The 11,787-nt window shown below is 63.1% G+C and carries 17 protein-coding genes; 1 reads left to right on the top strand and 16 read right to left on the bottom strand.

All coding sequences use genetic code 11. From position 1 onward, the window contains the following. Window position 1 precedes the first annotated feature (1 nt). The 14 genes from Q1K31_RS14170 to Q1K31_RS14225 form a co-directional block, all read right to left on the bottom strand. Window positions 2–271 (bottom strand): VirB3 family type IV secretion system protein, encoded by a 270-nt coding sequence (locus Q1K31_RS14170; protein WP_009802149.1) that lies wholly within the window; start codon window positions 269–271, stop codon window positions 2–4. Next, window positions 271–600, bottom strand: a complete 330-nt coding sequence (locus tag Q1K31_RS14175) for a TrbC/VirB2 family protein (RefSeq protein ID WP_009802150.1) — start codon at window positions 598–600, stop codon at window positions 271–273. The genes Q1K31_RS14170 and Q1K31_RS14175 overlap by 1 nt, the downstream gene beginning before the upstream one ends. Next, entirely contained in the window at window positions 597–1,580 is a 984-nt protein-coding gene (gene trbB / locus Q1K31_RS14180; protein ID WP_112062325.1) for a P-type conjugative transfer ATPase TrbB, read from the bottom strand. The genes Q1K31_RS14175 and trbB overlap by 4 nt, the downstream gene beginning before the upstream one ends. A gap of 162 nt (window positions 1,581–1,742) precedes the next feature. After that, window positions 1,743–2,156: a CopG family transcriptional regulator gene (locus Q1K31_RS14185; protein WP_009802152.1), complete on the bottom strand. Its 414-nt coding sequence runs from the start codon at window positions 2,154–2,156 to the stop codon at window positions 1,743–1,745. Between the two features lie 8 nt (window positions 2,157–2,164). Then, window positions 2,165–4,174 carry a conjugal transfer protein TraG gene (locus Q1K31_RS14190; protein ID WP_127566788.1) on the bottom strand — a complete coding sequence of 670 codons (2,010 nt, stop codon included), beginning with the start codon at window positions 4,172–4,174 and terminating at the stop codon, window positions 2,165–2,167. A gap of 23 nt (window positions 4,175–4,197) precedes the next feature. Beyond that, the gene (locus Q1K31_RS14195; protein WP_009802154.1) at window positions 4,198–5,955 is read right to left on the bottom strand and encodes a DUF3363 domain-containing protein; all 1,758 of its coding nucleotides are present in this window, start codon (window positions 5,953–5,955) and stop codon (window positions 4,198–4,200) included. Window positions 5,956–6,202: 247 nt separating this feature from the next. Beyond that, window positions 6,203–6,886 (bottom strand): lytic transglycosylase domain-containing protein, encoded by a 684-nt coding sequence (locus Q1K31_RS14200; protein ID WP_112062388.1) that lies wholly within the window; start codon window positions 6,884–6,886, stop codon window positions 6,203–6,205. Between the two features lie 22 nt (window positions 6,887–6,908). After that, entirely contained in the window at window positions 6,909–7,256 is a 348-nt protein-coding gene (locus Q1K31_RS14205; RefSeq protein WP_084399898.1) for a DUF736 domain-containing protein, read from the bottom strand. A gap of 13 nt (window positions 7,257–7,269) precedes the next feature. Next, complete coding sequence (locus Q1K31_RS14210) at window positions 7,270–7,848, bottom strand: S26 family signal peptidase (RefSeq protein WP_009802157.1); 579 nt, start codon at window positions 7,846–7,848, stop codon at window positions 7,270–7,272. Continuing rightward, window positions 7,845–8,351, bottom strand: coding sequence for a DUF2840 domain-containing protein (locus Q1K31_RS14215; RefSeq protein WP_009802158.1), 507 nt, complete (start codon window positions 8,349–8,351; stop codon window positions 7,845–7,847). Before Q1K31_RS14215 ends, Q1K31_RS14210 begins: the two co-directional genes overlap by 4 nt. Beyond that, complete coding sequence (locus Q1K31_RS14220; RefSeq protein WP_009802159.1) at window positions 8,348–8,632, bottom strand: helix-turn-helix domain-containing protein; 285 nt, start codon at window positions 8,630–8,632, stop codon at window positions 8,348–8,350. The genes Q1K31_RS14215 and Q1K31_RS14220 overlap by 4 nt, the downstream gene beginning before the upstream one ends. Before the next feature lie 261 nt (window positions 8,633–8,893). Continuing rightward, entirely contained in the window at window positions 8,894–9,349 is a 456-nt protein-coding gene (locus Q1K31_RS16675; RefSeq protein WP_367187592.1) for a DUF2285 domain-containing protein, read from the bottom strand. Then, complete coding sequence (locus Q1K31_RS16680) at window positions 9,267–9,608, bottom strand: DUF6499 domain-containing protein (RefSeq protein ID WP_366080137.1); 342 nt, start codon at window positions 9,606–9,608, stop codon at window positions 9,267–9,269. Before Q1K31_RS16680 ends, Q1K31_RS16675 begins: the two co-directional genes overlap by 83 nt. Window positions 9,609–9,737: 129 nt before the next feature. Continuing rightward, complete coding sequence (locus tag Q1K31_RS14225; RefSeq protein ID WP_009802160.1) at window positions 9,738–10,013, bottom strand: DUF2285 domain-containing protein; 276 nt, start codon at window positions 10,011–10,013, stop codon at window positions 9,738–9,740. A 170-nt stretch (window positions 10,014–10,183) separates the two neighbouring features. Between Q1K31_RS14225 and Q1K31_RS14230 the strand changes: the two genes are divergently transcribed. Beyond that, window positions 10,184–10,411 (top strand): helix-turn-helix transcriptional regulator, encoded by a 228-nt coding sequence (locus Q1K31_RS14230; RefSeq protein ID WP_009802161.1) that lies wholly within the window; start codon window positions 10,184–10,186, stop codon window positions 10,409–10,411. Between the two features lie 42 nt (window positions 10,412–10,453). Here Q1K31_RS14230 and Q1K31_RS14235 read toward each other — a convergent pair whose 3' ends face one another. Both Q1K31_RS14235 and Q1K31_RS14240 read right to left on the bottom strand, forming a co-directional pair. Further along, entirely contained in the window at window positions 10,454–10,786 is a 333-nt protein-coding gene (locus Q1K31_RS14235) for a DUF736 domain-containing protein (RefSeq protein WP_009802162.1), read from the bottom strand. Window positions 10,787–11,343: 557 nt separating this feature from the next. Then, on the bottom strand, window positions 11,344–11,787 hold the full coding sequence (locus tag Q1K31_RS14240; protein ID WP_009802164.1) for a hypothetical protein: 444 nt from the start codon (window positions 11,785–11,787) through the stop codon (window positions 11,344–11,346).

The raw sequence follows: 11,787 nt of genomic DNA on the forward strand, positions 1-11,787 counted from the left end.
CTCAGACTCCGAACCAGGTTGGGAAACGAAGATGCCGGCGCGCAACATCGACGATCTGGGCATCACGTTTTGCGGCCCAGACCGCGAGGAGATGGCCGACAAGCCAGAGTGCGATCCCGACCACCCAGAGCCTGAGGCCAAGTCCGACGGCTGCTGCGAGCGTGCCGTTGGCGATGGCGACCGTGCGGGGCGCGCCGCCGAGCAGGATCGGTTCGACCAGGGCGCGGTGGACGGGCGCGTAAAAGCCCGGAATGTCGGCCAGCTCGCGCATCAGATCAGCGCTCCGCCGCCGAACGAGAAGAATGACAGGAAGAAGCTCGACGCCGCGAAGGCGATGGAGAGGCCGAAGACGATCTGCACGAGGCGGCGAAAACCGCCGGAGGTGTCGCCGAAGGCGAGCGTCAGTCCTGTGACGATGATGATGATCACCGCGACGATCTTGGCGACCGGCCCTTCAATGGATTCCAGGATTGACTGGAGCGGCGCCTCCCAGGGCATGCCCGAGCCCGCCGCATGGGCGGGCGCGACGAGCAAAAGGCTGAACGCGAGCGCCGTCGCGTAAAGCGGCCAGCGCGGATAGAGAATTGTGGTTTTGGTCATGGATGGTCTCCTGTCCTGGGGTGAAGAAGCGGTTGGATCTGGTAGTCCCCGGTCGCATCGAGGCCCTCGACGCGGGCGAGTTCGGAAAGTCGGCGCGCCGATCCGCGCCCCGAGAGGACGGCGATCAGGTCGATTGTCTCGGCGATCATCGCGCGGGGCACGGTGATGACGGCTTCCTGGATGAGCTGTTCGAGGCGGCGCAGCGCGCCGAGCGCTGAACCGGCATGGATGGTGCCGATGCCGCCGGGATGGCCGGTGCCCCAGGCTTTGAGGAGATCGAGCGCCTCAGCCCCGCGCACCTCGCCGATGGGGATGCGGTCAGGCCGCAGGCGCAGCGAGGAGCGAACGAGATCGGAAAGCGACGCGACGCCATCCTTGGTCCGCAGAGCGACAAGGTTCGGCGTCAGGCATTGGAGCTCGCGTGTGTCCTCGATCAGAACGACGCGGTCGGAGGATTTGGCGACTTCCGCCAGCAATGCATTGGTGAGCGTGGTCTTGCCGGTCGAGGTGCCGCCAGCGACAAGGATGTTGGCGCGGGATGTGATGGCGTCGCACAATGCCGCCGCCGCATCGTCTGGCATGATCTCGGCGCGGACATAGTCTTCGAGTGTGAAGACCGCGACGGCCGGCTTGCGGATCGCGAAGACCGGGGCGGCGACCACAGGCGGCAGAAGCCCCTCGAACCGCTCCCTTGTTCCCGGCAGCTCCGCGGACACACGCGGAGCGCCAGCATGAACCTCTGCGCCGACATGGTGCGCAACCAGACGGACGATGCGTTCGCCGTCAGCGACGGAAAGCTCTTCGCCGGTGTCGGCGAGGCCTTCGCTCAGGCGGTCGACCCAGAGGCGGCCATCCGGATTGAGCATCACCTCGACAACCGCAGGGTCTTCGAGCCATGCGGCGACGTCGGCCCCCAGAGCGGTTCTGAGCATGCGCGCGCCACGGGCGAGCGCTTCGGATTTGAATGTATGGACGGTCATTGGCGGCCCCGCATTGGATTACGGGGTCGATCAAGAAGACCTTTAAAGGCTGATCGGCAACAGCCTTGAAGGCGTAGTAGTACTACGGCGCGCAACGGCAGGAGAAAGCGAAAAACGGTCGAAACAGTTCACTTCAAAATACCTGGGAAACAGGCTGTAGATTTACTCTTTCGGTGTGAAATCTTGCGACACTTCTTTGGCGAAGGTGTTACCCTTTGCGAGCCGCCGACCGAGCGTTTCTACAAAGCCTTCATACCGCTCGCGGCCTTTCGCCTGCGCGGCATCGCGCATCGTATCTGGCAATGGCGGAGTCGTCGTGAGCCAGAACCGGATGAACAAGGCTATCGCATCGTTGCCGATCGTCACGTCGCGTTCGAGCCGTTCGACGGCGCGGGTCAGCCGGTCGAGACGTCGCGTAATCGCAGCCTCGCGCTGATCCGCAGCGTCGGGGGAAAGGTAGGAGGCAAGCGCCGCTTCCACGATCTGGGATTTCGAAACTTTGCGCCGCGCCGCCAGCGTGTCGAGCTCCGCTGATAAAGCTGGATCGAAATACACATTGAGCCGATCTTTCTTCATGGCGGGCCTCAAAGTTCGATGCCGTCATCGGGATCAAGCGAGGCCTGCCGGGCGATGCTGCGGAATCGGCCCTGCATCTGGCGAGCCCGCTGAGCGTCATCATCCGTTTCATCATCGAGACCCGCGAACTCTTCTCGCGCAGATGGTGCCGGCTCCGGCGCGATGTCTTCATGCTCGGGCAGTTCCGGCTCACGGCGAATGCCGCCGTCTGCATCTTCGCCCGCATCGCTGGAGGCCCTCTTCCTTGGCTTTGGCGCGGCGACGGGTGCGCGGTCACTCCAATCATCTGCCTGCAACTCTTTCGATACGGTCGGTTCGGCCATCAGTTTGGGCGGTGACAGGATGCGTGTCTTGAGCTGTGGGTCGGTATAGTAGCGCGCCTTTTTGCCCCGGACCGGCGGCGCGCCGGAGACGAGCACGATTTCATCATCCGGCGGTAATTGCATGATCTCGCCGGGAGTCAGCAAAGGCCGCGCGGTCTCCTGCCGGGAGACCATGAGATGGCCAAGCCAGGGCGACAATCTGTGCCCGGCATAGTTCTTCATTGCCCGCATCTCGGTCGCCGTGCCGAGGGCATCGGACACGCGCTTGGCAGTACGTTCGTCATTGGTCGCGAAGCTCACCCGGACATGGCAGTTGTCGAGGATGGCGTTGTTCTGGCCATAGGCTTTCTCGATCTGATTGAGGGACTGCGCGATGAGGAAGGCCTTCAATCCATAGCCCGCCATGAACGCGAGCTGGCTTTCGAAGAAGTCGAGCCGCCCGAGCGCCGGAAATTCGTCGAGCATCAGCAACAGGCGATGGCGCTTGCGATTGGCGTTCAACTCTTCTGTCAGCCTACGTCCGATCTGGTTCAGCACAAGCCGGACGAGCGGCTTTGTGCGGCTGATGTCGGAGGGCGGCACGACGAGATAGAGCGTGGTCGGCCGCGCGCCAGAGACCAGATCCTTGATCCGCCAGTCGCAGCGGCTCGTGACCCTGGCGACGACGGGATCGCGATAGAGGCCCAGAAAACTCATCGCCGTAGACAGAACACCGGAGCGTTCGTTTTCCGACTTGTTGAGGAGTTCGCGCGCCACCTGCGCCACGACCGGATGCGGCCGGTCGCCAAGATGCGGTGTGCGCATCATCGCCGCGAGCGTCGCCTCGATCGGCCGGCCCGGATCAGAGAGGAAGGCGGCGACGCCGGCGAGCGTCTTGTCCGCCTCGGCGTAGAGGACATGGAGGATCGCGCCGACGAGCAGCGAATGGCTAGTCTTCTCCCAATGGTTCCGGCGTTCGAGCAGACCTTCCGGATCGACGAGGATGTCGGCGACGTTCTGGACGTCGCGTACTTCGCTGTCGCCGCGCCGGACTTCGAGCAGTGGATTGTAGGCCGCGCTCTTCGCGTCGGTCGGATCGAACAGGATGGTGCGGGTGAACCGCGCCCGCCACCCGGCGGTGAGCAGCCAATTCTCTCCCTTGATGTCATGGACGATGGCCGAGCCCGGCCAGGTCAGGAGACTCGGGACGACGAGGCCGACGCCCTTGCCCGAGCGGGTTGGCGCGAAGCAGAGCACATGCTCCGGGCCGTCATGCCGGAGGTAGTGGTTCTCGAAGCGGCCAAGCACGACGCCGTCCGCGGCAAGCAACCCGGACGATTCAACGTCCTTCCGCTCCGCCCATCGGGCTGAGCCGTAGGTGGTTACGTCGCGCGCCTCGCGAGCCCGGAGGACGGAGAGGAAAATCGCGACACCGATCGCGGCGATCCCGCCGCTGCCGGCAATGATCGCGCCTTCGACGAACACACGCGGCGCATAGGCGTCGTAGAAATACCACCAGACGAAGAAGCTCCAGGGCGGATAGATCGGCCATCCGAGAATGTCCGTCGTCGGCGCGCCGAGCTGAGGCTGAAAGCCGAGCCGCCATGCGGTCCACTGTGTTGCGGTCCAGATGAAACCGACCACAACGAGCGAGACGATGATGATCTGGCCCCAGAGGATTTTGGTGGCCTGTGTTGGCTGTGTCTTGATCGGCATGTCTTTTCCTTCCGGGGTGATGCTCAGATGCCAAGCCCGCGCTTGCGGCCGAGGCTCCAGTCGATCCCACCACCCGGCGTCATCGTTCCCGTCACGGTCTGGCCGAGATGGCGTTCGAGCTGGGGTTTCCACGGGACGAGTTCGAAGCCGAGGCCGCTATCGACCATGGCGAAACGGCCTGAGGCGAGATCGAGACGCCGGCGATAGGTTCCCGAGATGCGATCGCCTTCTGCAGAATTTCTGCGAAGCAAGCCTGTCTCGGTTTCGACACGCGCCGCCGCAGCGTCGAGCTCTCGTTCGCGCAGCGTCTTCAGGAGGTCGCGGGCGAAGGTGACGCGCCGACCATTTCTGGTCGCGAGCCCCTCGGCGACGAGATGATCGGCGCGCCGGTCGAGCGCTTCGCGAACTTCGGCGCCGAAGCCGCCCATGCTGAGCGGCGCCTGGGTCTTGGCGAGTTGCAGCCGATCGAGCCAGGTCGCACCACTCGCGCCGATTTGGGTTTCGAGGTTGAGGTCGGAGCGGCCGACAAGGGCCATGCGCTGACGGCCGCCATTGTCCGAGCGCCAGACCCGCGTCTCGACAATCCCGCCTTCGGGCGTGTCGCCCGTGGCGTCGAGATCGTTGAAGCGCAGATGATGGACGCTGCCGTCCACGGCGTCGATCACGGCATAGGCCTCGCCGCGCAACTCGTCATGCAGCCCGCGCTCGACCAACCGTCCAAGTACTGGGGCAGTCGGTGTGTCCTCAATCGCGAAGTCCGTTTGTGCGCGCCCTGGTCCGCCGGACATGGCGCGGTGCATGGTCTTGATGATGTCGCCACGCTCGGCGAGATCGCGCAGCGTTTCCTGTGCGCCCGGTTTCAGAGACCAAACCGCCGGGGCGAGCCTGTCGGCGAGGCCGAGCCCTTCCAGCGTCTGGGCGCGACCAATAAGGAGTTTGCGCAGCTCCGGATCGCGCGGTTCCGGGGAGCCGGGACGCAGATCAGCAACCCCGGCACCGTCATCGGCGAGCCCCTGGAGCGCGCGGTCAAGACCCGTCCAGCGTTCGGCTTTCACCTCCGCCTGAAGTTCGGATGCGATCTCCTGCTCGGCGCGCGGCCCGAGCTCCAGTTCGACCAGTTGCTCGGCGCGGCTGCGGAACCCTCGGCTGATATAGTCGCGGGCGATGACGAGGTCCTTGCCGTTATCGGCTCGGCCCCGCACGAGAACATGGATGTGCGGATTGTCGGTGTTCCAATGATCGACGCCGATCCAGTCAAGCTTCGTGCCGAGATCGCGCTCGGCCTGGCTCATCAGGTCGCGTGTGTAGGCGCGCAGGTCTTCGAGGCGGTCGGCGTCTTCAGGCGAGACGATGAAGCGGAAATGATGCCGGTCCTCTTCGCATCGCTCTGCGAAAGCGCGATCATCGACGCTGTCTGCTTCGGCGTTGAACATGCCCGCATCACGCCCGTCACGGGTCACGCCTTCACGCTTCAGATAGGCGATGTGTTTGGCGAGCGGGGCGGAACGGAAACGTGCGCCACGATGACGGACGACGCGCGCTTTGATGACGACGCGCCGCTGGGTGCGTGACAGTCCGCGCGCTGCGCCGGCGAAACGGCCCCGGCCGAATTGCGATCCGCGCCCGCGTCCTTTCGAACCGTTCAGCTTGTATCCGGTGTGTCCGGCCTTGCGGGCGGCGCCCATTACCTGGCCGACAAAGCTTTGCGCCTTCCGGGCGCTTGTCCCCTTGTTGCGGATGCGGCCGGGCCGGATGCGCATGTCATTATCGCGGTCGCTCATGACAAAGCGCCCGCTTGAAAGCGCGCGGCACGGTGAAACCCGCATAAAAACAGTGGGTTGAGCCGTGGGGCGGCACTGTGCCCATGACCGCAGCGGGCGAAATACCCAACAACAACAACGACATAGCGCGTATCCGTGCCGCGCCTTTTATCTCGCCCTCCCGTTGTTGTTGCGCCTTCCGTCCCCGTCCTCCCTCCCGGAAACACGCCATCGCGCGACGGACCGCGCGAGAGTGCGATCAGCGGGATCATCGCCGATCCCCGTTTCCAGTTGGCGGGAACAGACCGTCCGATGCGCCGGATGTGTGTGAAGGAAAAGTGCCTGCGCCACTGCTCAGATGCGTTTCATCAGCAGGCGTTTGTCGGTCGGTACGAGCGGAAAAGAGCGGCGCCGCGCGCCAGTCCACGGTCAGAATTGCGCTCGGTTCTCGCCGTTCTGCTGCAACCGACGCGCCGAGGAGCGGCGCCAACGCCGCAACATAATCGCGGGTTTCTCGGGGCAACGGTCGGCCTGTAGCTAGATGCTCGGCATAGCGTGTCGGTCCCGCATTGTAGGCGGCGAGGAAGCCCGGCGATCCGAAGCGGTCATGCAGTTCACGGAGATAAGCGGCGCCCGCCAGAATGTTGTCGCGAGGATCGAACGGGTCGCGCCCCAGACCGTAACGCGCGCGCAGCTCATCCCAGGTATCGGGCATGATCTGCATCAGCCCCATCGCGCCTTTTTCGCTGACGGCGCGCACGTCGCCGGCGCTTTCCCTGCGCATGACAGCGAGGATCCAACGCGCCGGGAAGCCGAAGCGCTGCGCAGCTTCGGCGATATAGGCAGCATAGGAATTGCCGCCTTGTTCCGTCCTGGAGGACGCGGTCTCTGCTGATACGGCGTGAGAGACAACCACGCCGGAGAGCAGACCGCAGAGGAGGAACTTCGCCATAATAGCGCAGCGCCGAGACGGTCTAGCCGCGCTCATCGCGTTTCTCGGGGCGCTTTGCGGGGCGGTTCCAATAGAGCGCCCAATGTCCGTCCTCGGCGTCGGTCTTGAAGAGATTGGCGCGGATCGGAAATGCGAAGGTCGGGTCGTCGATCTGCAAAGAGATGTATTCACCAGCCTTCTCGCCGGTGCGTTTCCAGCCGGCGCCGATCTCCGGTCCGTCGTGATCGCCGTGATGGATGCGATAGTCGGGCGCGTTTTCGCTGTCCGACGATGTTGCCGGGACGAGGGTGAGTTCTCGGTAGAGAATGAGCGTGTGAAGGCGTCCGGTGAAGCCGGTTTCTGTGCGGGTGAATTGACCGATCTGAGCCATGGGGCAGTTCCTTTCATTTGCGGTCGGAAGAATTTTCGAGAGCGTCGGCGTCGTGATCGGCGCGCCAGACATAGTGGCCGTCGCCGTCTTCATCGGTGAGGATCGGAACGGCGCGCCCGATCACGGCGTCTGCCGGGAGTGCGCCGAAATAGCGACCGTCGAGACTGTCGGGATGGCTTGGATTCAGGAGGAAGAGTTCCGTCTTGGCGACGAAGTGGCAGCCCTGCCAAACGGGCAGGTCGCGTCCGAAGCGGTCGCTCGGCTGGGCCTGCGCCAGGGGGATGTCGTCGACAGCGACAGCGGCGCCATCGCGGCAGACACGTTGTCCGGGAAGCGCAGCGACGTGCTTGAGGAGCGGTACGCCCTCGGGCAGATAGCCGCGCTCGGCGAGATAGGTCGCAAGCGATTCCGGCGGATCGACGACGACCAGATCGCCTACGGCAAGATCGTCGTCCGACGCAACGGCGTATAGCCCGATGGGCGCGCTTGCGGACGCGTTCCAGATCAGCTTGGGGCTCACATGAACGAAGGCCAGTCCGCCGATCGCGAGCACCGAGAAATAGGTCGTCATGACGTATCCGAACCGGGTCATGACACGCTCCCCGCCGACGCGGCTCGCAATGTCAGTGGATCGGGTGGACAGGCTTGGCGCAGGAGCCAGGCGCGATGTTGAGCGGCTGTGTAGCCTCGCGGCTCCAGGCCTGCTGACAGCCTGTTGTGAACGTGGCGCCAATAGTCCGGCGCGGCGTCGGCCGGGTCGATGCCGAGCGCTTCGATCGCATCGGCGAACTGAAGAACCCGTTCGACCTTGAGCCAGCCGGACTGGCGCAGCAGGCTATCGCCGCCGGGTGTCACCTGCGGCACGGTCGCATAGGACTCACCCGGTCGGGGCGCACGCAGGATGTCGATCCGGCTTTCCGTAGTCCCGAAGTCGTTCGCCTGCCAGCGGACGAAGGCGAAGACGGCGCCGGGATCGAAAGCGACGGTGCTGCCACTGCGGCTCTGGATCGTTGTCCGCACGATCCGGCCGAAGCGAATCCAGTGCTCGATCTGCTTCTCGATCCAGACGAGTTCGACAGTGGCCCCGCCGCTCATGAGCGGGCCTTCCGTGCATAGGCGGGCGAGATCGCTGCATGCCGCTTGGCGGGCAACACCTCGTCGCCCGTGTCGTCCGAGGTCGAGTTCTTCTCTCCCCGGCTGACCCAGGCTTGCAGATCCTCGATCGCGTAGACGACGCGCCCGCCGATCTTCGAGTAGCGTGGCCCCGTGCCATAGGTCCGGTGTTTTTCGAGCGTCCGCCCCGAAAGGCCGAGAAAATGGGCCGCTTCCGGCGTTCTCAAATAGCGTGGGGGAAGTCCGGCATTGGGATCGGGCATGGGTCGCGTCTCCGGTTAGGCCATCCCGCTTCGGGAAGCGCGGGACTGTCGGAGACGAGAAAAGCGTAAGATGCGCGCCGGGAGGGATGACGATCAGCGCGCGGCGAAAACGTCACTCCCCTTTGGGGGGCATGAGAACGGAGTGTGAAGAGGTATCGTTTGGTGTTAGAAATCTTAAGGTGTAGGACACGGTAATAAGATCGCCCAGTAGGCGCGCATTATGGACGTGAGAAGCATATTTACTGATCAATTTTCCTGCCCCTACCGAGATTGCCCTTTCAGCAAATTCCTGTACCCATGATCGATCATCATTCGTCCGTAGGCAGCAAGGCGGGCGATTTGAGCCTTTAGCGAACTGGTCTTCCATGGCTCAGCGGACACGCGGGCGGCTCCAAAAAAGACTGTGGCGACGGCGCGATAACTGGCCCCGCGCTGGCGGCCGTCGATTGTTCGCAGGGCTCGTTTCAGGCGTTCGCGTCGCTGTCGCGTGATAGGCGGATGCAGGTCGCGCTCCACAAGTTGGTGATATAGGCGATCAGCGGCGGCTAGCCGAACTGCCCAGTCGTCATCTAGCGGAAGTAGCAGGCCAACGGGGCGATCACTGAGCAAATTACCAACGAGATTAACGCCGTTTTTAAGCCGAACCCAAGAAATCCCGTCGTCGTCGATCTTCTGATATGCGATGCGCGCGGCTGGATTGGCAGAGGTCAAGCCCACGTCCGGAAGAGCATCGATCAGTTGAACGACGGCGGGTGCTGCGGTTGGAAGCCAGAAAATCGGAGCGCTGAGTGCGTTGAGCTGTGGGTTTACAGCGAAATCGTAACCCCCAGTCTGCTGGAGCGCCGCCGCCCTCCCGCATTAGCTCGTAGTCATCACGATAGCGCGAGTTCCGACGAAGGCATTCCCAAGCGAGCCCGGAGACACCGAGATCATCGAAGTGATCATACTGCTTGTCGTCGCGCCAATCTGACGGCATTGCGAAATCCTCCCAATCGCAAACTGGCGCATGGAATTGCGTCAGTCAGTCGGGATATTACGCTTTATACCAGCGGTTGCGCTGTGTGGCCACTGGCGTCGTCTTTTACGCATGGTGCCCGCACGCCGATCAACCTGCGGGAAGACCATTCTTGAGAAGATCTCGGTAGCCTTGTTCGGTCATCCAACGAGCGCGGGATAGATGACTGTCGTGGACCTGGCGCGCACGTTCCGGCTCCTTGTTGGCGTCGATACCGAGCAAGAGCGACGCCACATCTTCAAGCGTTGCACCGGCCTCACTTGCATCGAGCAGGCGCATATAGAGCTTCAGGTGATTGCGATCATAGACCGTCACAGCCGCATCGTTCGGTGGCGCGTCGGCGATCCTGTGCTGTCTCGAGGGCATGCGAAATCCTTGCAAGTTGGCCCATATTATTAATGAACTGGAAACCATAACCTAGCAAGCGCAGGCGGCGCAAACGTCGCCGGGTTGGTTGCAGCTTCGTGGCGGCCGCGTCGTTCGCCGCGTATTATAGTGCGTCGCATTAAAATACGCGATCCGCATTTTACTGGCGGATGGATATTCGGGAAGTATTTGGCGCGAACCTTCAGTATTTTAGGGAAAAAGCCGGCCTCAGCCAGGCCGCTCTGGCGGATAGGATGGGCGTTGACCGCGCTCATATAAGCGCGATGGAACGCGGGCAGCAGAACGTCACTATCATCACCCTCTGGCACGTGGCCGAGGCACTTGACGTCAAACCGGCCGAACTCTTGGACGATCAGCGGAAAAGCCGAGAGGCATGATGGCAGCCCCGCCTGGGAAGACCGGGCGGGGCTGTCGGGGCGTCAATCGCCGCTCTGGCGGCGTGACCGCGACCAGATAAGGCTGTAGCTCTCTTCGCCTTCGATGACGGTGTCGTCGAAGAGGTTGGCGTAGATCGGAGCGGTGAAACTCGGATCGTCGAGCTTGAGGCTCAGATAGTCGCGGCCCTCATTCGAGCGCTTGGACCAGGCGGCGCCGATCTCGACTCGGCCGACGAAGACGCGGTGGCTGGGTGCGTTGTCGTTCGCGCGATCCTCTTCCGGGATGATCCTTACATTCTTCGCTTGAACGCTGAGGGTGACGATTTCGCCGACGTACTCGTTGGCGGACTTCTTGAAGGTTCCGATGGTGGCCATGTCAGTTCTCCTTTTGGCTTTCGAGCCCGCGCCCGTCGCGGCCTCGATGGAGATCGACAAGGCCGGGACGACCGCCGACGCAGTCCGGAGGACCCGGAGCGTATGCGGAGGACAGCGGAGACGGAGTTTCTTGTTTCGCGAGGAATGGGCGTAGCCCAGGGGAAGAAAGTTCGGCTCCGCCGTTGCGGCCAAGGCGGTCGAGGCGTCAGCCGATACCGGCCAGATCAGTCCATGAGAGGCCGTGTCGGGCGTGGGTGATGAGGCTCAGGAGAAGTTCGTCACCGGCCAGCGCGACAGTCGAAAAACGCCGGCAACGAGCGTAGGCGATGAGCGATCGACATCGTTTCAGAGAAAAAGTTAAAACCACGCCGGATAGATTTGAACGAGACCGCTCCATTCTGACCTTGCGCGCCAAGGGCCGGATTGGGCATGTTCCTTCAACGCACGAAAGTGGCTGCGGAACGTGTCAAGCACGATCCCGGTTTCCACTTATCTGAACCTTAACCGTGGAGTGAATCCCCATTGACGTGAGCGATTTAGCCGTCTGTGGCTGCGTATCAAGCATGATGCGAATTGACACCGCCGGACTGCGTCTCTGGTCCTGCAAGGGATGCGATGCGCACCCATGCTGTCGCGCCGACGATGATTGCACCGATGCTTGCGAAGATGAGGGTCCACGTCTCGCCCGCGCCGCCGGTCTCAGAGAGACCCTTGACCGCGTGAAAACCGGCCAACCCGGCCGGCAAGGCATAGAGCGCGCCGATCGCCAGGCGGATGGTCGGTGACCGTATCGTGGCGAACGCGACTTGCCCGAGGATAAGAGCGACTGCGCCGGCGAATAGTGCGACAGCGATGGCGCCGATCGGCCCCGCGCCGTTTTCAAACGCATAGTAGCCGACAGTAACGGCGACGAAGAACGGAAGCGCATAGACGGCCAGGCTGAATAACAGCCAGCAGAGAAAGCCGAGGCCGACAACGCTCAGCAATGCGGACAGAAACAT

This window comes from Henriciella sp., from assembly GCF_029936995.1.
Classification (GTDB): domain Bacteria; phylum Pseudomonadota; class Alphaproteobacteria; order Caulobacterales; family Hyphomonadaceae; genus Henriciella.